Genomic DNA, 21525 nt, shown 5'->3' with positions numbered 1-21525 from the left:
ATTAATTAATTTTGTTCAAAAAATGAGTGCAAATATACTGCTAATTAATTAATTTACAAACGATATATTTTAAAATACGGATTTTTTTATTTTTTAAACATCTGCATAACGGTTAAAGTCGCAATTACTGTTGTTGCGAGCCCCATAATAAGCACCACAAAGGTTACCATACCAATATCAGCATTAAACCCACCGTGGATTACCTCTAACATCTCCGGAAGAAAACTATTATTTACTTCGGTAGCATAAAACAAGAAGAAAAAAGTAAATAAAATAGCTGCTACAAAACCTGTAATTACCCCTGTCTTAAATCCATTACCATATGAAAACGAATCAGGGCTTTGCAGCTTACTTAATCGTACAGCTTCATAAATTCCAAAGGCCGTGATAACTGCATTAAAAAAGCTGTAAACCGGATTGGTATTCATGTGAAAAAGAGCCAATATTAAAAAATACGCAATTAATACCGCACTTGTAACAAGGCCAAACCGAATGGGTAATGATATTCTTTTCATGGGTATAATTTTATTTATTCTTTTAAATTTCGTGAAAAATTAACTAAAAAAATAATTTTCAATCATCTTTTTGTGGATTTAAGAATACAACAGGTACAATTAAAGCTTTCATTTTAATTGAAATAGACCATTATTATTTATTATTTTTGCGAAAACATTACATTGAACATCATGAAGACTTTAAAAAACATAATTCCATTAGTCTTGGTACTTACTTTAACTTTTAGCTGCAAAGATAAATCTGTGCCAGAAGTTAAAACTATTGCTATTGAAAGTGATAATATTAAAACTTTAGACCCCAATGCTACTTATGCTAAAGCTGAGTTTACCATTGAAGGTATGACCTGCGCTATGGGGTGCGCTAAAACCATTGAAAAGAAAATTGCTGGTATGGAGGGTGTAAAATCGTCTGTAGTTGATTTTGATAAAAAATTAGCTATGGTAGAGTACGATAACGCTAAAGTAACGCCTGCAAGTTTAGTTGAAACTGTATCGAATGTTGCCGATGTTTACAAAGTAACCAATATGAAAACGGTAGAGGCGTTTTCAACTAACGATGCTAAAAAACAATGCGACGCTAATTGTGAAAAAGCATGTTGCAAAAATAAAACGGAAGCAGAAAAAATGGCCTGTGCTGAAGATTGCACCAAAGCCTGCTGTGCTAAAGAAGCTTAAATATTGTCTGCTAAATAATAAAAAAAGCTTCTCCTTTTGAGAGGCTTTTTTTATTTCCATTGTAAAGTTTCCATCATGTGCTTAATATCTTTCTGGATATAATTCACAGCAGGCAATATAGAATCGTAATTTGGTTTTGCTCTGAAATATAACGAGCCTGTTAAAAAGTGCTGAACACTATCCGTAACGTAGAACTGCACGGGTGAAGCAACATCCCCTTTAACTTCAGATAATACACCATATACTTTATGTTGCTTACTTTCAAAAGGATACACTGGAATCTCATCGGCTTTAACCGTATGCTCCAAAGTAAATTTCTGAGCATCTCTAAAATACTTAATTAAATTCTCCTTATTACCTTCAACCGATTTATAGGTTAAAAACAAGGTGCCTTTTAAGGCTGGATAATCTAAATTAACGCCATAACTCGGGGTAGCTGACTTCAGCTTTTTTGAGCTTACATTGCTTGCTAATTGATTTTTTTCAAAAGTAAAGGGCAAATCCAAATTTGATGTTTCATAACTCGCCTGCGGATAATCTAACCGTAAATACGCTTTTGGCTTAGGCAAATAATCTTCTCCGCAGGATAAACAAAACAAAACTATTGCTAACAAAAAAAGATTATACAGCTTCATCAAGAATGGTGAATTTTATAAGTTTTATACGCTTTTTATCTAAGGCTTCAATTTTAAAAACGAAATTTTTAAAATTTATTTTACTATTCAACTTTGGAAAACTACCTGAAATCTCTAAAACAAAACCAGCAATAGTTTCAGCTTCACCCTTATTATCCTCAAAAACAGATTCATCCTCCATTCGGATAATTTTATAAAAGTCCTTTAGAGCCGTTTTACCCTCGAACACATAATTATGTTCATCGAGTTTAGAATAGGTCAAATCTTCATCATCAAATTCATCGCTAATATCACCAACAATTTCCTCGATAATATCTTCCAAAGCAATAATACCAGAAGTCCCTCCGTATTCATCTACAACAACGGCTAAATGCACTTTTTTCTCCTGAAACTCTGCCATTAAATCATCCAGCTTTTTGTTCTCAGGAACAAAAAATGGCTCTCTAATCAATGTGGTCCAGTCAAATTGTTTTCTATCTAAATATGGCAGTAAATCTTTAACATACAGAACACCTTCGATAGTATCAATATTATCACGATATACCGGAATACGTGAATAACCATTTTTAATAATTTCAGGAATAATTTCCTGAAATTTTTGTTCGATATTGATAGCGAATATATCTATCCTCGGACTCATAACTTGCTTAGTATCGGTATTCCCAAACGACACAATACCCCGAAGAATTTTATGTTCTTCTTTGGTGGTATCTTCCTCACTTGTCAATTCCAAAGCTTGAGATAACTGATCAACACTTAAATTGGACTTTTGCTTACCTAGTTTATTATGTATGGTTAACGTAACACTACGCATAGGCAGGCTTAAAGGCGAAAATACAATATCTAAAACCCGAAGTGGATAAGCCATAAAAGTAGCAAACTTCAAATTATTCCTACTAGCATAAATCTTGGGTAAAATCTCACCAAACAATAAAATTAAGAAAGTAATAACTACAACTTCAATTATAAATTTCACTACTGGTGAAGAAATTCCAGTAAATAAATCACTGCTCAAAAAAGCAAACAGAATTACAATTGCTATGTTTATAAAATTATTCGCTACCAAAATGGTTGCTAATAGCTTTTTAGGTCTTTCTAATAATTTTGAAATAATTTGAATTTGCCTAGATTTCTGCTCTAATCCAGCGTCTATATCATTTCTACTTAATGAAAACAAAGCAACTTCAGCCCCAGAAATCAGGGCAGAACAAAAAAGTAATAAAAATAGTAGAACAACACCAATAACAATTGAATAATCAACTGCTAAAATTAAACTCATAAAACTCGCGGGGTCGGGATCCAAGTACTATCGATTTAGTTAAACATTCTAGCTTTTAAAAGCTATTGATTATTAAAAAGGGAGATCATCATTATCATCATCAACAGCATCTAAAGAAGCCTCAGATTTAGTTTCTACTTTAGTGGCCACAGTGGGTTGTTGTTGCGCAGCACTAGCATTGCCTTCACTTTCTTTTTTAGTAGTTAAAAAAGTGAAATCGGTACACTGAACTTCGGTCGAATAGCGTTCATTTCCACTTTCGTCCTGCCATTTTCTAGTTTTTAATCGACCTTCAATATACACCTTATCTCCTTTACTTAAGTATTTCTCGCAAATTTCGGCACCTTTATTTCGAACTACTATGTTATGCCATTCGGTATTGGTAACCCGTTCGTTTGTTTGCTTATTTGTATAGGTTTCGTTTGTTGCCAACGGAAAACGACCAACGCAACCGCCACCTTCAAAGTAGTGCATCTTTACCTCATCGCCTAAATGCCCAATTAACATTACTTTATTTAAGGTTCCTGACATATTTTTTCTGTTTTTTAATGAAGCAAAATTACTCATTTGCTTCTCAATTATTAAAGTTGAATTCCTTTTTTTTAAAATTAATAAAAAAATTATGATTGCTAATTATTGAGTTCATTAAAAATTGAACGTTTCTATGAAATTACCAATTAATACAGGCACCGCATAATCATTTATCTTACTAATTGAAACACCATTATCTATAACATCGTCCAACTTTGCAATCCAAAATCTTGTATGTAAATGCTGATGGGACAATTTATGTATAATGCAATCCTTATTATATAAGGACAATTCAAACGATTTATGTTTTAAGACGGGATGGGCCTCTACCTGAATGTTTAAATCTTCATAAGCCAAATCTGTTTTCGATTCTATTAAAGGAAACTGATACAAATTTTCCCAGATACCTTTACCTTCTCTTTTTTCAAGAACTGTTTGTCCATTGTTAGATATGACAACAAGAAAATTAAAATATTTCCTTTTAGCCTTTGCCGCCTTTATTTTTACGGGTAACTCTCCTACAATCCCTTTATTAAACGCTAGACAACCAGATTGAAAAGGACAGGAAGTACAATCTGGATTTTGAGGCTTACATTGAGTAGCGCCAAACTCCATAATGGCCTGATTAAAATTTGCTGGATCCTTTTTATCTATAAGTTCCTGAGCCAATAATTTAAACTCTTTAGCTCCTTTAGACGAATTAATAGGGGTATCAATATTAAAATAACGAGCAAGAACACGATATACATTACCATCGACCACAGCAGTCACTTCATTAAAACAGATAGAAGCTATGGCACTAGCCGTATAATCACCAACGCCTTTTAATTTTAAAAGAGAATTATAATTATCAGGAAATTTACCACCTAACTCAAAAGCTATATACTTGGCACTGGCATGTAAATTTCTCGCTCTGGAATAATACCCTAGTCCCTGCCACAGTTTTAGCACCTCACTTTCGTCAGCCTCTGCAAGATGAGAAACTGTAGGAAACTTGTCTAAAAATGCCATGTAATATGGTAATCCTTGCTTCACTTGTGTTTGCTGCAAAATTATTTCCGACAACCAAATTTTATATGGATCGACAGTTCTTCGCCAAGGCAAATCACGCTTATTATCTGAATACCAATTACTTAATGTTTTATAAAATATCATTCGTTTAAGAAATAAAGCCAACAAAAATAAACGTTTATAATCTTAAATTTTAATGAATTAGGTTTGAAATATTGAATTTTAAATTCCTATATTTGCATCCCTTTAAATTTATAGTAACCTAAAAAAAAAATTAAAATGACGAAGGCTGATATAGTAGCAAAAATTTCTGAGAAATTAGGAATTGAAAAAGGTGATGTTCAAGCAACTGTTGAAACATTTATGGAAGAGGTAAAATCATCTTTAGAGAGCGGTGACAATGTTTACCTAAGAGGTTTCGGTAGCTTCATTATTAAAACAAGAGCTGAAAAAACAGGTAGAAACATCTCTAAGAATACCACTATTAAAATACCATCTCATAATATTCCTGCATTCAAGCCTGCAAAAGTTTTCGTTGAAGGCGTTAAAACAAATGTAGAAGTAAAGTAAAATATTTAAAAAGAATTATTAATTTAAAACACACTATTTATGCCAAGTGGTAAAAAACGTAAGAGACATAAGGTTGCTACGCACAAGCGTAAGAAACGTAGACGCGCTAATCGTCACAAAAAGAAAAAATAATCCAAAAAAGTAGTTAACAGCTACTTTTTTTGGTTTTTAAAAAACAAACGTTCTTTGAAATGAGTTCATCAATGTTTTAGGCACTTACGGTGCTTTTATGAACTCCACGGATTTAAAAAATCCTGTGAAATCCAGCTATAATCTTATAGTTGGATAAAACAATTTATTAATCCATCTATACTTAATTGTATGGATAAAAATTAACAAAATGGATAAAGAATTGATCATTCGATCTAGTTCTGACGATGTTGATTTTGCCTTATTAAAAGATGGAAAACTAATTGAATTACAAAAAGATGAAGGTGGTAACAACTTTTCTGTTGGCGATGTGTTTATAGCCAAAATAAGAAAAGCTGTTCCAGGACTAAACGCGGCATTTGTTAACGTGGGCTACGAAAAAGATGCCTTCTTACATTACCACGATTTAGGGCCTAAACTTCCTTCCCTTTTAAAATTCACAAAAAGTGTAAGCACAGGTAAACTAAAGGATTTCTCTTTAAAAAATTTCCCATTTGAAAAAGATATTGATAAAGACGGTAAAATTACCGATGTCTTAAAATCAAATCAGTCGCTATTGGTACAAATAGTTAAAGAACCCATATCAACCAAAGGTCCTAGAATAAGCTCAGAGCTTTCTATTGCCGGAAGATATATTGTTTTAGTGCCTTTTTCGAGTCGAATTTCTATTTCTCAAAAGATAGAAGACAAAGATGAAAAAGACCGTCTAAAACGATTGGTTAAAAGTATTACTCCTCCAGGGTTTGGTATTATTGTACGCACCGTAGCACAAGGCAAAAAAGTAGCTGAACTAGATAAAGATTTACAAAATTTGCTTAGTCGTTGGACAGCAATGTGTAAAAAGCTACATAAAGCGCATCATCCGAGTAAAGTATTAGGTGAAATGAATAAAGCCTCGTCGATATTACGAGACATATTCAACGATACCTTTACAAGTATTCATGTAGATGATGAAGAGCTTTATTTTCAAATTAAAGATTACGTGCAAGAAATTGCACCCAAAAAAGAATCAATAGTTAAATTGTATCAGTCGAATGTGCCAATTTTCGAAAAATTTGGTATTGAAAGACAAATTAAAACCTCGTTTGGTAAAACAGTTTCCATGGCGAAAGGTGCCTATTTAGTTATAGAACACACCGAAGCCCTTCATGTCATTGATGTAAACAGTGGTAACCGCTCTAACAAGGCCAACAATCAAGAAGATACAGCATTAGAAGTTAATTTAATTGCCGCTACCGAAATAGCCCGACAGTTACGTTTACGTGATATGGGAGGCATTATTGTAGTCGATTTTATAGATATGACCAATGCTGAAAACAGGCAGAAACTGTTCAATCACTTTCGTGATGAAATGAAAGATGATCGTGCAAAACACAAAATTTTGCCTCCAAGTAAATTCGGATTGATACAGATTACAAGACAGCGTGTTCGCCCAGAAATGAACATTAAAACTCGTGAGGAAAACCCCGATGCGGTAATGAATAATTCTGAAGTAGAAGCACCAATTGGGTTGATACAAAAAATTAATCACGATCTTGAAAAACTATTCAAAAAAGACTATAAAAAGGTGACCTTAAACACACATCCTTTTATAGCAGCCTTTTTAACAAAAGGTTTTCCATCTATTCGTTCTAAATGGTTTTTAGAACACAAAAAATGGGTTAAAATATTACCAAGAGATGCTTACACATACCTTGAATACCACTTTTTCGACAAAGATGGTAAACAATTAAAATAATTAAAAAACCCGCAACTTAATTAGTTCGCGGGTTTTTTTATATTTCAAAATTCATTTAAATCTTAAGCTTGTATAAAGCACTGGGTACAAACAAAATTAGGTTGCCGGATTCGGCATAGCAGCATGTACTTCATTAATTTGCTCTATAATCTCTTCACTTAAATTTGTATCTATAGAACCTATATTTTCTTTAAGCTGGTCAAGATTCGTAGCTCCAATAATATTACTCGTAACAAAGGTTTGTTGATTAACAAAGGCTAAACTCATCTGAGCCAAAGTTAAATTATTCTCTTCAGCTATTTTTAAGTAACGTTTAGTAGCTTCCGTACACTGCTCACTACTATATCTGGCAAATCTCGGAAACAACTTAAGTCTTGCATTGTCGGCAGCTGTACCTTTAACATATTTACCTGAAAGTACACCAAATGCCATTGGTGAATAGGCTAACAATCCGATATTCTCACGCAAAGAAATTTCGGCCAAATCACCTTCAAAAACGCGATTAATCAAGGAGTAGGCATTTTGAATGGTTTTCATTCTTGGCAAATCATTGCTTTCTGATTCCTGCAAATAACGCATCGTTCCCCATGAATTTTCATTCGATAACCCTACATGTCTTATTTTACCGGCCTTTATTTGAGCATCCAAGCCTTGTAAAACCTCATTAATATTGTCGGTCCATTGTGTATCTAATTTAAAATCTCGAACACCAAACCTGTTTGTGTCTCGTTCCGGCCAGTGCAATTGATAAAGATCAATATAATCTGTCTGTAAACGCTTAAGCTCTTTATTTACTGCTTCTTCAATAGCACTAGGACTAAAGCCTGTTGTTCTAATATGCGCAGTATAATCTCCTGGACCGGCAATTTTGGAAGCTAAAATAACTTTGTTTCTATTTCCGCTTTTTTTCAACCAGGTCCCTACAATTTCACTAGTTCTTCCACTGGTTTCAGCTGTAGCAGGTACTGGATACAATTCGGCTGTATCTATAAAATTAATCCCTTGCTCTAAGGCATAATCCAACTGGGCATGCCCTTCGGATTCAGTGTTTTGATTTCCCCATGTCATGGTACCTAAACAAATTTTACTAACTTCTATATCGGTGTTTGGTAGTAAAGTATACTTCATAATTATTATTATCGCTTTTATTTTTAGGTTTTAATTAAAACAGTCATAAAGATAAAAACCTTCCAGTTCTGGGGGAAACTGAAAGGCCTTAATATTATATTATTATTATTTATTTACTGAAAAGCTACTCATTCTCATTTAACAGCTCGGTTAGTTCATCTAATTTTGGTGTTAAGATTACTTCTATTCTTCGGTTGGTTGCCCGGCCATCAGGGGTATCATTCGATGCAATTGGAGCATACTCACCACGACCTGCCGCTGTTAAATTTTCTGGATTAATCGATGCATTTTCTCTTAATATATTAACAATGGCCGTTGCACGTTTAGTAGATAAATCCCAGTTATCACTCAATACACCATGTCCTTGATAAGGCACATTATCTGTATGCCCCTCAATCAATACAGCAACATCAGGATTTTCTCCCAGAACTGCTCCTAGTTGTTGAACAGCACGTCGTCCTTCTCCACCAACAGCCCAGCTTCCTGATTCGAATAACAATTTATTTTCCATAGAAACATAAACTTTTCCATTGCGTTGTTCGACCGTTAAACCTTTGCCTTCAAAATCGGTTAAAGCACGTGAAATCGCATTTTTAAGCTTACGCATAGCCATATCCTTATCGGCAATCACTTTTTCTAGTTCTGCCACACGATTAGAACGCTGCTCTAATTCTCTTTTCAGTTTTTCCAGTCTCTCACTTTCTGCATTTAACGCTTGTTCTTTAGCTTCCAACTGTGCTAATAACTCACGATTCTTTTTAGAATTTGCTGCTATTGCTGCCGAACTGTTTTTCTCTAAAGCAGCATACGAAGCTTTTAAATTATCTAAGTTCGCTCTGGTTGCATCATATTCATTTTTTAAATGATCGCGTTCTTCAACTGCTGAATCATAGGCTTCCTTGAGCTTTTTCAACTCATTCTCAGCATTAGTTTTGCCTGCCAGTAAAATTTCGTTATCGTCGGCTAATTTTCTATTTTCCTTTTTTAAATTATTGTACTTTGATTCTAATTCTTTGTAGACCTTTGGGGACACACATGAGGCTAAAATTCCCAGCGTCAGTACAGCCAATGAAATTTTTTTTATCATTTTTTTCTTTTCTTAGGTTAGGTTTATTTTGGTTAATTCTCAATCTCAACTAAAATCGGACAATGATCGCTATGTACTGCTTCCGATAATATAACGGCTCGCTTTATCTTTTCTTGCAATGGCTTAGCAACCATAGCATAATCTAAACGCCAACCTTTGTTATTAGCTCTAGCATTTGCACGATAACTCCACCAGCTATATTGCTGTAATTCCGGATGAATATATCTAAAGGAATCGATAAACCCACTATCTATAAACCTCCCTATCCATTCACGCTCTACAGGTAAAAACCCTGACACCCCTTTCATTTTTGGATTATGAATATCTATTTCCTCGTGACAAATATTATAATCGCCACAAATAACCAAATTAGGCACAGTTTCTCTAAGTTTATTTACATAGTCTTGAAACATATCCATATACTCCAATTTATGATCTAAACGAGCATCGTTAGTCCCGGAAGGTAAATACAAACTCATTATAGAAAGACCATCGTAATCGACTCTTAAATTTCTTCCTTCGAAGTCCATTGAATCAATTCCCGTGCCATACTCGACATGCTTGGGTTCTTTTTTACATAAAATAGCTACGCCACTATACCCTTTCTTTTGAGCACTAAACCAATAATTATACTTATAACCTGCTGCTTCAAAAGCTTCCAAATCTAACTGTTCCTTTAACGCTTTTATTTCCTGCAAACAAATAACATCAGGGCTGGCGCTTTGTAACCAATCCATAAAACCTTTATTAATTGCTGCTCGGACGCCATTTACATTATAAGATATAATCTTCATCTATATTGATTTTTAATTTCAAAATTAATATTACTTGGGTGATATGTTTACAATATCTACTTATTTTTAGCTAAAATAAATAATGACTTACTTTTACACCATTATTTAACAACGCATTTAACGAAAAGACCCAATGAAATAATTTGTGCGATTTGTAGTTTAAAATACCAAATGAAGTTTATAGCCTATCTTATAATACTATTTATTGGTTTTAGTGGTTTCGCACAAAATCCGATATCCAACTATAGAACTAAAAAAGTTGCTCTTAATGACAGTATTGTTATAGATAGAGTTAGTATTAACCCTAATTACTTTTCAATTTCGATTAACAATGGGGTTATATTAGATTCCAGCTATTATTTTGTAGATTTCTCTAAAGCGATACTAAGACTAAAAAGAACAATCGATACTGATAGCATTGTTATAAACTACTTGAAATTTCCCGAATTTTTAACCAAAACTTACAAACAATTAGATGAGAGTATTATTGTTAAAAATAACAACAATCAACAAAAATTATATCAACTTACACAACCTAACACCAACAAAACCTTTATACCTTTTGACGGATTAACCACGAGCGGAAGTATCTCGCGTGGAGTCACTATTGGAAACAACCAAAATTCCGTTTTAAACAGTGAATTAGACCTTCAAATAACAGGTAAACTTAACGATAAAGTTTCTCTTAGGGCTTCTATTCAAGATGCAAATATTCCACTTCAGGAAAGCGGATATAGTCAACGGCTGGATGAGTTTGACCAGGTATTTATTGATTTATACAGTGAAAAATGGCATGTTCGAGCAGGAGACATCGACCTTATTAACAACAATTCTTATTTTGCAAATTTCTCTAAACGTGTTCAGGGTTTATCACTTAATATGCACCTAGATGACAACAACAAAGAAACACACCTATTTGCTGCAGGCGCCTTAGTAAGAGGTCAGTTTACACGAAGTCAGTTTACCGCGTTAGAAGGCAACCAAGGCCCCTATAAATTACAAGGGCCCAACGGCGAATTGTTTGTGCTTATCGTTTCTGGTAGTGAAACCGTTTACGTAAATGGCGTGCCATTACAGCGTGGGGAAAACAAAGACTACATTATAGATTATAATGCTGGCGAAATTATATTTAACCCCACCTTTCCAATAACATCAGAAATGCGGATTACTGTTGATTATCAATACAGTGATCGCAACTATTCCAGGCTAGTAGCTTATGGGGGTGGACGTATGGAATCTAAAAAATTTAGTCTGGGGGTCTCGGTTTATTCTGAAAATGACTCTAAAAACCAACCCCTTCAGCAAAACCTATCGGAAGAACAAATTGAAATTTTAGCCAATGCTGGAGACAACCGTAGCCTGATGGTAGCTCCTTCGGCTGTTAAAGAAAGTTTAAATGAAAATAGAATTTTATATAAAAAAGAACTAATTAACGGTGTCGAAGCCTTTGTATTTTCTAACAATCCGGACGATCAGTTATATCGCGTAACTTTCTCACAAGTAGGAAATGGTAATGGCGATTATATCTTAAGCAGTATCAATGCCGTAAGTAATATTTACGAATATGCTGGACCGAATCAGGGAAATTATGCACCAATAATTCAACTAATCGCACCTACAAAACTACAAATGGCAGTTATAAATGGGCGTTATGCACCTAGTGAAAAAACAAATATTGATTTCGAAGTTGCAGGAAGCAAAAATGATTTGAATCTCTTTTCAAATTTAGATAACGAGAATAACGATGGCTTTGCAGGGAAACTTAACATTAACCAAAACATTATTAAAACAGATAGCTTATGGAGCTTAGAAGTTTTTGGAAATGCCGATCATATTCAGAAGAATTTTAAAACCATTGAGCAGCTGTATAATGCCGAATTTAATCGTGACTGGAATCTGGGGAACCTAGACGGAACAAGTACTACAAAAATTTCCGGAAACCAAACTCTAATGCGAACAGGTATTAAGTTATATCATCCCGAAAAAGGACAAACCACATACGAATTTGAGCATTTAGGGTATTCTAACAATTTTAAGGGTAACCGCCATATTACCAATATTAATTTTAATTTAAATCGATTCAATATTCAGTCCTACTCTAGCTTTTTAAATGCCAATTCCACCCTAAATAACTCAAAATTTTCCAGAAGCTACAACCACCTAAGCTATAGTTTTAATAAAGCCTGGCTCGGCACAAAAATTGCCTTAGAAGATAACGAGCAGCGCGATATTGCAACCGACTCCCTTACTCCGCTAAGTCAGAAATTTAAATCTTTTGAAGTTTTTACTGGTATTGGTGACAGCACGAAAATATTTACTGTAATTGGGTATAAGAACCGAATAAATGATAGTATAAGAAACAACCGTTTACAGAAAGTAAACACATCAAACACCTATTATTTAGACACGAAACTGATTAAAAATAAACAAACCAACTTATCACTATATGCCAATTATCGTGTTTTAAAAAATGTTGACGATAATATTAAAGACGAGCAATCTATAAACTCTCGTGTACTGTTCAATCAAAAATTATTTAAGAACGTCATCTTATGGAATACCCTTTTTGAAACCAATTCAGGAACCTTACCTCAGCAGGATTTTACTTATGTTGAAGTTGAACCAGGACAGGGTACCTATACATGGATTGATTATAACAATAATGGTATTCAAGAACTAGACGAATTCGAACTGGCACAATTTCAAGATCAAGGCAAATATATTCGTGTGTTATTACCCAATCGTATTTACATAAAAACCCACCAAAACAGACTAAGTCAAACTGTAACTATAAATCCGTCGCAATGGTCGGTAAGCGATAATAAACTGGAACGATTCTGGTCCCATTTTTATAATCAAACCAGTTATTTAGTCAATAGAAAACTAAAACGTGAAGGCGATAATTTTAATTTAAATCCGTTTAACAGTAATGGCAACGATTTGCTAGGGCTTCAGTTAAATTTCAGAAATGTGTTGTTTTTAAATCGTGGTAAACAACACTACACTACCTCCTATACTTATCTTTCTAATAAAAGCAAAAATGTACTTTCTATCGGTTATATCGAAAATAGTTTACAGAGTCATCAGCTCGATTTCAACCATAAAATAGTAGAAAGCTGGCTAATAACTTTACAGTCTAATTTTGAAGCAAATGCGAGTAATAACGAAAACTTCAGCAATAAAAATTACGATTTAGATGAAATGCAGTTAAGTCCGAAACTTTCTTATTTGTTCAGCGACAGCTCTCGATTTGATATATTTTATCAATATGCTACCAAAGAAAATACCATTGGCGATTTAGAAACCTTAAATCAAGAAAAGTATGGGGCGTCATTCACTTTTTCCAGCACAGTAAAAAGTTCCGTTATAGGAGAGTTTAATTATTTCTCGAATAGCTATAAAGGCAACCCGAACACGCCGGTAGCTTATCAAATATTAGAAGGGTTACAGCCTGGAAAAAACTTTACCTGGAGTTTATTAGCGCAAAAAAAACTCACTAAATTTCTTGATTTAAACTTGAGTTATTTTGGAAGAAAGACCCCAACAAGTAATGCTATTCACACAGGAACCGTACAGTTAAAAGCCTATTTTTAAGATTTAATTAATATTTCGGTTACAGATTTTTTGTAATATTGTTATTAAGATGAGCAAGTTAGTGGTTGTTACATACACATTTTTGATACTTCTACAGAGTATTAATATAAACATTGAGGATTTTTCAAAGCTCAGTGTTTTGCTCGAACATGCTAATTATCATAAAGAAATGTATGGTGATAGTTTTCTTGAATTTATATCTGAACACTACGGAGATCAAACCCTATCACATGGTGAAAATCATGATGAGCATAAAAAATTGCCGTTTAAAGAGCACCACCATATGCTCTGCCAAGTTAATGCTGTATTTATTTTAACTTCAACACTCACATCGCCTTTAAATTGTCAATCGTTTACTGAAATCCCACTTAATTTCTTCTATAAAGAATCGATTTCCCTATTTGAAAAACCATCTGTTTTTCAACCTCCCAAATTTGCATAATTCTATTTCATTTTTAATTACTTAACTATTCAATTCATGTGATTTTTGAATAGCCATTATTAATTTCATAGTTATGAATCATGCTAGAAAAGATTATAAAATTTAGCTTAAAAAATAAGCTAATCATTATACTATTTACAATATTTATCATAGGTTTCGGAATCTACTCCTTAACCCAAATACCTATTGGTGCCGTTCCAGACATTACTAACAATCAGGTACAAGTAATAACCACTTCTCGAAATTTATCTACTCAGGATGTCGAACAGTTTATTACCTACCCTGTAGAACTGGAAATGGCCAATTTACCTGGCGTGGAAGAAATCCGATCAGTCTCAAAATTTGGCCTATCGGTCGTTACCATCGTTTTTGAAGATAAAATGGGAACCTATTTACCACGTCAGTTAATAGCCGAAAAAATAAAATCGGCAGAAGAAATAATACCTAAAGGCTTCGGCACTCCCGAAATGGGCCCAATAACAACTGGGCTTGGCGAAATTTATCAATATATTTTAGATGTAAAACCCGAATATAAAAACCGCTATTCAACTACCGAATTACGTACCATACAAGACTGGATCGTAAAACGTCAGCTCTCTGGTATTCCCGGGGTAGTGGAAGTTAATACTTGGGGAGGCTATTTAAAACAATATGAAATAGCCATAAACCCAGAAAAGCTAAAAGCGATGAACATCCAATACATGGAAATTTTTGAAGCTTTAGAAAAAAACAACAGCATCGCCGGAGGTGGATATATTGAAAAAACTAACAAAGCCTTTTTTATACGTGGCGAAGGACTTATTGGAAGCCTAAAGGATATAGAAAATATTGTTGTTAAAAATGAAGGTATTCCCATTTACATAAAAGATGTTGCCAAAGTAGGATTTGGAAAAGCCACACGTTTTGGAGCCATTACAGGCAATGGTGAAGGCGAAAAAGTATTAGGTCAGGTTATGATGCTCAAGGACGGTAACTCGAAGCAGGTTATCGATGCGGTTAAAGAACGTATTTCTAGCATAGAAAGCACCTTACCTGAAGGCGTTTTCATTAATGGATTTTTAGAACGCAGTGAGCTTATAGGCAAAACCACTTTCACAGTGAGTGAAAACCTCATTTTGGGGTCGCTAATTGTGATATTTGTGGTCGTATTACTTTTGGGTAATTTACGTTCTGGATTGGTTGTAGCCTCCGTTATCCCTTTATGCCTTCTATTTGCAATTGCACTCATGAACATCTTTGGAATTGATGCCAACTTAATGAGTTTAGGCGCCATCGATTTCGGTATTATCATTGACGGAGCCGTTATTATTGTTGAATTTATTGCTTTTCAAATTACAGCTAAAAGTGCAAAAATAGGCGACCTTCATTTACAAGAAAAACAAGCCGTTATAGATGAAATTACCCTGCAAAGTTCATCAAAAATGATGAACTCAGCCATATTTGGACAACTTATCATTCTTATTGTATTTATCCCCATCTTATCGCTCAGCGGTGTTGAGGGTAAAATGTTTAAACCAATGGCTTTAACATTCAGTTTTGCCCTTATTGGCGCTATGATTTTCTGTTTAACCTATGTACCTGTTATCGCTTCCATATTTTTAAAACCTAGCAAACTAAGTGATAAAAACATTTCAGTAGTACTAATGAAACGTTTAAACCACTATTATAAACCAACCATTCATTGGGCTCTTTTAAACAAATCTACGGTAGTAAGTCTGGCTGGTATTTTATTGGTGTTAAGTATATTTATTTTTAGTCGCATGGGAGGTGAATTTGTTCCTACCTTAGATGAGGGTGATTTTGTAATACAACCTGTTTTAAAAACGGGAACCTCACTTGGAAAAACCATTGAAATCACTACAAAGATTGAACAAATCTTATTAGACAACTTCCCTGAAGTAGATCAAGTAGTGAGTCGTATTGGTGCTGCCGAAGTCCCCACAGATCCAATGAGCATGGAACAGAGTGATGTCATTATAAAATTAAAACCTAAAGACACATGGACTTCGACCGAAACCAAAGATGAGCTGGCCGACAAATTTAAAGAGGCCCTAGCAGTAATTCCTGGTATGGATGTAGAATTTACCCAACCTATAGAAATGCGTTTTAACGAACTCATTACAGGAGTAAGAGCGGATGTAGCTATTAAAGTTTTTGGTGAAGACTTATCAATACTTGCCAATAAGGCTAATGAAATAAAATCATTAATTTTAGAAGTGGAAGGCGCATCCGATATTATTGTTGAAAAAGTTGAAGGTCTTCCGCAAATGAGTGTTACCTATAATCGCAGTAAAATTGCGCGTTATGGATTAAACATTTCAGATATTAACGATGTCATTTCTATGGGATTTGCGGGTAAAACTTTAGGAAGTGTTTTTGAAGGTGAAAAACGCTTCGACTTAACGGTTCGATTAGATGAGGCTCACAGGAAGAACATCGAAAATTTAAAAAACTTATTTATCGACACTCCTAATGGAGCAAAAATTCCTTTAAGTGAATTAGCTGAGATTAAATACTCGAAAGGTCCTGCACAGATTTCTAGAGATGACACGAAACGCCGAATTGTAGTTGGGATTAATGTTAGAAATCGTGACCTGCAATCGGTTGTTGATGATGTTCGCGCTATTATAGAAAGTAAACTAACATTACCGCCAGGCTATAGTATTTCATACGGCGGACAATTTCAAAATTTACAAAGTGCAAAATCCAGGTTACTTCTGGCGGTTCCAGTAGCTTTAATACTTATTTTCATACTCCTCTACTTTGCCTTCGGCTCTATGAAGGAAGCTGCCATGGTATATTCGGCCATCCCATTATCTGCGGTAGGAGGCATTTTTCTCCTTTGGATTAGAGATATGCCTTTTAGCATATCAGCAGGGGTAGGTTTTATTGCCTTATTCGGGATAGCGGTACTTAATGGTATTGTACTTATCGAACACTTTAAAGAGTTAAAAGAACAGGGTATAATAGATATAGAAACAAGAATAAAAAAAGGAACAACCGAGCGTCTCAGACCAGTTTTACTAACAGCTTCTGCCGCCGCATTGGGATTCCTGCCTATGGCAATATCCACCAATGCTGGTGCTGAAGTACAACGTCCCTTAGCAACCGTAGTAATTGGCGGATTGGTAACAGCTACTTTATTAACACTTGTGGTGTTACCTGTGTTATATGCTTGGTTCGAAGAAAAACCTAAATTTAAAATGAATCCTAAAAAAACCATAATAACGATTATACTTGTTATATTTTCAACACATATTAATGCCCAAGGTAAGCCTTTAAGTCTAGAGGACGCTGTGAATTTAGCCATAGAAAATAATGCAAGTTTAAATGCTTCAATATTAAAATCTGAAGAATCTAAATCTTTAATTGGCAGTGCTTTCGACTTTAATAAAACTTCGGTGTATTACAGCTATGATGAAAATAATCTTGCTGTGAACAATAGACCTTTAAAAGTGTTTGGCGTATCACAGGATTTTAAATTTCCCACGCTCTATTTTGCAGATAAAAAAGTCAATAAAGCCAAATACCATTTACAAGAATCTAAATACCAAATTAAGGCTGAAACTTTAAAACGAGACGTGCATTTGGCATATTCCAATTTAAGCTATTTTAAAAACAAGACCAAAACCTATAAGTTTCTTGATAGCTTATACACGCATTTTGTAAAAGCATCTGAACGACGTTTCGAATTAGGTGAAACTAATTATCTGGAAATGATAAGTGCACAATCCAAGCAAAAGCAATTAGAAACTGTTTATAGACAATCTCAACAAGATGTTGTTTTAGCTCAGGAAACTTTAAAAAGACTCATTCAAGTTGACAGTGTTATAATTATTCAAGACCAGTTAGAGAAATTAGAATTAGAGTCTATAACTCTTGAAGACAATGTGGGGATGTTATTTTTCGATAATTCTTCATTATACTATGAGGCCCTCAACCAGAAAGAGAAACAAAGCCTACTACCCGATTTAAATGTTGAATATTTCCAAGGAACTAATAGTGACTTAAACAGAAATATAAAAGGTTATCAATTTGGCATTAAAATCCCACTTTTATTTAGTGGCAACGCATCTAAAATAAAAGCTTCAAAAATAGCAATAGAAGCTATGAATACTGAAAAACAAGAGTATCAAGTCAACCTTAAAGCCAAATACAATAGCCTATTGGCAAAGCTCCAACAATACAATGAAGCTATTAAGTATTATGAAACCCAAGGTGAAAGATTATCAAGAGAAATTTTAAATACGGCAAATCGAACATTTAAGGAAGGAGAGATAGATTTCTTTCAGTACATACAAAGTATTGAAACCGCAACGGAAATTGAACTGACTTACCTAAAAAATCTCAATCAATATAATCAAACCATTATCGAAATAAACTTCTTAATTCTATAACCATGAAATATATATATATACTTTTTATTGCGCTACTCTTAATTGGATGTAACAATTCTGAAAACAAAAAAGAATTGGCACATAACGAAGAGGAAACTGAATTACATGATGATATAACAATAACAAAACAACAATTCACTAATGAGAACATGGCTCTTGGGACACTTGAAGAACAGGATTTTAACACGACCATTAAAGCTACTGGAAGCATTGATGTACCGCCTTCAAACAAAGCCGTTATAAGTACTTTTATGGGTGGTTATATTACCAAATCGCCATTATTGGTAGGTGATCGGGTTGAAAAGGGACAAGTCCTAGCCTCTTTAGAAAACACCTTATTCGTGGAGTTACAACAAGAATATTTAGAAGTCGCAGGACAATTAAGTTATTTAAAAGCCGAATTTGAACGACAAAAAACCTTATACAACGAAAACATTAGTTCACAAAAAAACTATTTAAAAGCAGAAGGCACCTTTAAAAGTAATTTGGCTCATTACAATGGACTACGCAAAAAACTCGAAATGTTAAACATATCCCCATCTCAAGTTGAAAAAGGCAATATAACTTCGGTCATTAATTTATTTTCTCCAATAGACGGGACTATTAGTAAAGTAAATGTAAGTCATGGTGCTTATGTTTCGCCCTCTGATGAAATACTTGAAATTGTAGATACCCATCACATTCATTTAGAATTAGAAGTTTTTGAAAAAGATATTTTAAATATTAAAAAAGAACAAAATATTCTGTTTTCAATACCCGAAGCATCTGATAAGGTTTTTGAGGCCGAAGTGCATTTGGTAGGCACTACCATTAATGAAACCACAAGAACTATTAAAGTTCATGGACATATTCACGATGAAGCTGAAGCGAATTTTATTGTAGGCATGTTTGTTGACGCAAATATTGTTATTGATAGTGCAAAAAACAAGGCGTTACCTAACGAATCCATTATAGATAATGATGATGCTTCTTATGTTTTGCTATTGACAAATGAATCAGAAAGCAACTATCAATTTAAAAAAGTAAAAGTTGAATTAGGTGAGCAAAATAACCAATACACTTCCATACTTAACCCGGAAGTCTTAAACAATAAAAAAGTCTTAACTCGAGGCGGGTATATGCTTATAAATGAAGGTAAAGGTGGGCATTCACACTAAATACATCAAGCTGTTAAAATTGTGAGCTATCCAGTTTACTAAAAACTTTTATCACGGTTTTAACAGCTTCATAATAAAAATCTGGCTGAATATTTTCATAAATATCACTAGGTTCATGATAATCGGCATGGTCTTCTACACCAAAATACAAGAAAGGGACATGAAACTTATAAAATGAAGCATGATCAGAAGATAGCGTCCAATCATCTTTCCAATTTCCTCCATCATGACCTATTTTCAAATGCAATTTCCCTGTATCTTTTATGCTTAAAACCACCTGTCTGAGGACTTCTGATTCTCTGGTCCCCACAACATATAATTCGCGTTTATCACTGCGACCTATCATATCTAAATTAATATTTAATTTAATTTTCGCAAATGTTATAATGGGGTTCATTACAAAATATTTAGATCCCCTCAAGCCTAATTCCTCGGCGTCAAAAGCAGCTAAAACTACAGAGTTATTTGGCGGATTATTTTTAAAATATTCAGCAAAGCTAAAAAGCGCACTTAATCCCGAAGCATTGTCATCAGCACCATTATAAATTTGCCCATCTTTAACCCCTAAATGATCGTAATGCGCACTAATGACGACATAATGATCCGGATGTGTTTTTCCTTTTATAAGTCCTAAAACATTAGCGCCTTCGTAGTGAACACCGCGCTCCGAAAAATAAAATAATTGCGTATAAGTATCTTTTTTAATTGGAGCTAATCCCTGACGGTGAAATTGATTGATAATATATTTACGTGCTTTTAAAGCACCTTTTGTTCCCGTGTGCCGACCTTGAAAACCATCAGAAGACAAAGATTGACAATGCTTGAGTAGTTCAGATTTTGAAAATTGAACTTCCTGAAGTACTTGATCCTGACCATAACCATTTAAAGTTATGCCAAACCAAAGCAAAACAAGCAGATGTAAATATGTTTTCATTTAATAAGGAAATGACTATATATTTAGAAAGTCATGATACAATAAATATACAGAATAAAAACTATGATTATCCCTATTCATCAAAAACAAAAAGCCTGCATCATTATACTGATGCAGGCTTAAACGTAATATAAATTATAAAATCTACTTGATAGCAGCTTTCATTAATTCTCTATTCATCCTTGCAATGTTATCTAATGAAATGCCTTTAGGACATTCTACTTCACAAGCACCAGTGTTGGTACAGTTACCAAATCCTTCTAAATCCATTTGAGCAACCATATTTTGAACACGATCAACCGCTTCTACTTGTCCTTGTGGCAACAAAGCATATTGCGATACTTTAGCTCCAACAAACAACATAGCAGATGAGTTTTTACAAGTCGCTACACAAGCCCCACAACCAATACATGTTGCAGCATCCATTGCCTCATCGGCAGCATGCTTAGAAATTGGAATAGCATTCGCATCTTGGGTATTTCCTGAGGTATTTACAGAAATATAACCTCCAGCTTGCTGAATACGCTCGAAAGCCGTTCTGTCAACCACTAAATCTTTTATTACAGGAAATGCCGCTGCTCTGAATGGTTCGATAGTTATGGTATCGCCATCGTTAAACATACGCATATGCAACTGGCAAGTTGTTACACCTCTATCAGGTCCATGAGCTTCACCATTAATATACATAGAACACATACCGCAAATTCCTTCACGACAATCGTGATCGAAAGCTACAGGTTCTTCTCCACTATTAACCAACTGCTCGTTCAAAACATCCATCATTTCAAGAAATGACATATGCTCTGAAATATCAGTAACTTTATAATCGACCATTTGACCCTTTGCATTTGAGTCTTTCTGTCTCCAAATTTTAAGTGTTAAATTCAT

General features: G+C 34.2%; 17 protein-coding genes. 7 read left to right on the top strand and 10 right to left on the bottom strand.

The window, feature by feature from the left end; translation table 11 throughout:
- Positions 1–86: 86 nt before the first annotated feature.
- A complete protein-coding gene (locus H611_RS0110300) occupies positions 87–515 on the bottom strand; it encodes a DUF4199 domain-containing protein (RefSeq protein ID WP_027138298.1) in 429 nt (142 codons plus the stop codon).
- A gap of 171 nt (positions 516–686) precedes the next feature.
- On the opposite strand from H611_RS0110300, the gene H611_RS0110295 reads away from it, so the two are divergent.
- Positions 687–1190 (top strand): heavy-metal-associated domain-containing protein, encoded by a 504-nt coding sequence (locus tag H611_RS0110295; RefSeq protein WP_027138297.1) that lies wholly within the window; start codon positions 687–689, stop codon positions 1188–1190.
- Positions 1191–1240: 50 nt separating this feature from the next.
- On the opposite strand, the gene gldD is transcribed toward H611_RS0110295, so the two are convergent.
- From gldD to mutY, 4 genes are all read right to left on the bottom strand, one after another.
- Positions 1241–1825, bottom strand: coding sequence for a gliding motility lipoprotein GldD (gene gldD / locus H611_RS0110290; protein ID WP_027138296.1), 585 nt, complete (start codon positions 1823–1825; stop codon positions 1241–1243).
- Positions 1812–3128 carry a gliding motility-associated protein GldE gene (locus tag H611_RS0110285; RefSeq protein WP_027138295.1) on the bottom strand — a complete coding sequence of 439 codons (1317 nt, stop codon included), beginning with the start codon at positions 3126–3128 and terminating at the stop codon, positions 1812–1814. The genes gldD and H611_RS0110285 overlap by 14 nt, the downstream gene beginning before the upstream one ends.
- Positions 3129–3176: 48 nt before the next feature.
- Positions 3177–3635 carry a single-stranded DNA-binding protein gene (locus tag H611_RS0110280; RefSeq protein WP_027138294.1) on the bottom strand — a complete coding sequence of 153 codons (459 nt, stop codon included), beginning with the start codon at positions 3633–3635 and terminating at the stop codon, positions 3177–3179.
- Positions 3636–3749: 114 nt separating this feature from the next.
- A complete protein-coding gene (gene mutY / locus H611_RS0110275) occupies positions 3750–4790 on the bottom strand; it encodes an A/G-specific adenine glycosylase (RefSeq protein WP_027138293.1) in 1041 nt (346 codons plus the stop codon).
- 135 nt (positions 4791–4925) lie between these two features.
- On the opposite strand from mutY, the gene H611_RS0110270 reads away from it, so the two are divergent.
- Together H611_RS0110270 and H611_RS0110265 are read left to right on the top strand one after the other, a co-directional pair.
- On the top strand, positions 4926–5216 hold the full coding sequence (locus H611_RS0110270) for an HU family DNA-binding protein (protein WP_027138292.1): 291 nt from the start codon (positions 4926–4928) through the stop codon (positions 5214–5216).
- 340 nt (positions 5217–5556) lie between these two features.
- On the top strand, positions 5557–7104 hold the full coding sequence (locus H611_RS0110265) for an Rne/Rng family ribonuclease (RefSeq protein WP_027138291.1): 1548 nt from the start codon (positions 5557–5559) through the stop codon (positions 7102–7104).
- A 96-nt stretch (positions 7105–7200) separates the two neighbouring features.
- On the opposite strand, the gene H611_RS0110260 is transcribed toward H611_RS0110265, so the two are convergent.
- The 3 genes from H611_RS0110260 to H611_RS0110250 form a co-directional block, all read right to left on the bottom strand.
- Positions 7201–8232, bottom strand: coding sequence for an aldo/keto reductase (locus H611_RS0110260; protein ID WP_027138290.1), 1032 nt, complete (start codon positions 8230–8232; stop codon positions 7201–7203).
- Between the two features lie 124 nt (positions 8233–8356).
- The gene (locus tag H611_RS0110255) at positions 8357–9319 is read right to left on the bottom strand and encodes an OmpA family protein (protein WP_027138289.1); all 963 of its coding nucleotides are present in this window, start codon (positions 9317–9319) and stop codon (positions 8357–8359) included.
- A 32-nt stretch (positions 9320–9351) separates the two neighbouring features.
- Complete coding sequence (locus H611_RS0110250; protein WP_027138288.1) at positions 9352–10113, bottom strand: exodeoxyribonuclease III; 762 nt, start codon at positions 10111–10113, stop codon at positions 9352–9354.
- 171 nt (positions 10114–10284) lie between these two features.
- Between H611_RS0110250 and H611_RS0110245 the strand changes: the two genes are divergently transcribed.
- The 4 genes from H611_RS0110245 to H611_RS0110230 all read left to right on the top strand — a co-directional run bounded on the left by H611_RS0110245 (position 10285) and on the right by H611_RS0110230 (position 19703).
- Complete coding sequence (locus H611_RS0110245) at positions 10285–13707, top strand: hypothetical protein (protein ID WP_027138287.1); 3423 nt, start codon at positions 10285–10287, stop codon at positions 13705–13707.
- A gap of 139 nt (positions 13708–13846) precedes the next feature.
- Positions 13847–14149, top strand: a complete 303-nt coding sequence (locus H611_RS0110240) for a hypothetical protein (protein ID WP_245574790.1) — start codon at positions 13847–13849, stop codon at positions 14147–14149.
- A gap of 80 nt (positions 14150–14229) precedes the next feature.
- Entirely contained in the window at positions 14230–18546 is a 4317-nt protein-coding gene (locus tag H611_RS0110235; RefSeq protein ID WP_027138285.1) for a CusA/CzcA family heavy metal efflux RND transporter, read from the top strand.
- 2 nt (positions 18547–18548) lie between these two features.
- Positions 18549–19703, top strand: a complete 1155-nt coding sequence (locus tag H611_RS0110230) for an efflux RND transporter periplasmic adaptor subunit (protein WP_027138284.1) — start codon at positions 18549–18551, stop codon at positions 19701–19703.
- Positions 19704–19716: 13 nt separating this feature from the next.
- Here H611_RS0110230 and H611_RS0110225 read toward each other — a convergent pair whose 3' ends face one another.
- Together H611_RS0110225 and H611_RS0110220 are read right to left on the bottom strand one after the other, a co-directional pair.
- Complete coding sequence (locus H611_RS0110225) at positions 19717–20637, bottom strand: M28 family peptidase (RefSeq protein WP_027138283.1); 921 nt, start codon at positions 20635–20637, stop codon at positions 19717–19719.
- A 144-nt stretch (positions 20638–20781) separates the two neighbouring features.
- Complete coding sequence (locus tag H611_RS0110220; protein ID WP_027138282.1) at positions 20782–21525, bottom strand: succinate dehydrogenase/fumarate reductase iron-sulfur subunit; 744 nt, start codon at positions 21523–21525, stop codon at positions 20782–20784.

Origin of the sequence: Gaetbulibacter saemankumensis DSM 17032 (assembly GCF_000425645.1) — a bacterium.
In the GTDB taxonomy this organism is placed as follows: Bacteria; Bacteroidota; Bacteroidia; order Flavobacteriales; family Flavobacteriaceae; genus Gaetbulibacter; species Gaetbulibacter saemankumensis.
Note: the sequence above shows the minus strand (reverse complement) of the source record. Positions and strands in the feature narration are given on the sequence as shown.